At 61.3% G+C, this 256-nt stretch carries 1 protein-coding gene; it reads left to right on the top strand.

Features of this window, described 5'->3' with window-relative positions:
• Nucleotides 1-21 precede the first annotated feature (21 nt).
• A partial coding sequence (locus R0J92_RS24575) for a hypothetical protein (protein ID WP_411053607.1) occupies nt 22-256 on the top strand: 235 nt, incomplete at its 3' end.

Here is a 256-nt window from a genome sequence, read left to right on the forward strand (position 1 = left end):
ACCGAAAGGACCGACCCTGGCATGAGCCGACAAGACGTCTACGGCCGGCGATACTGGTCGGTGTCGATCTATCAGGCGCGACTGTTGTTCTTCCTGCCGGCGGACTACGTCACGCTGCGCGAACTGAAGGACCGGGCTGAAAAGGACGGCGGCCTGTCGCTCAAGAAGGTCAACTGGGAGAAGCTGCACGTCCTCGGTCTGCTCGAAGTCGACCGCAAGACCTGGTCCTGGGTGATGGTTCGACAGGGTCCGCTTT

It is taken from the genome of Tritonibacter sp. SIMBA_163 (assembly GCF_046535935.1).
Lineage (GTDB): Bacteria > Pseudomonadota > Alphaproteobacteria > Rhodobacterales > Rhodobacteraceae > Epibacterium > Epibacterium scottomollicae.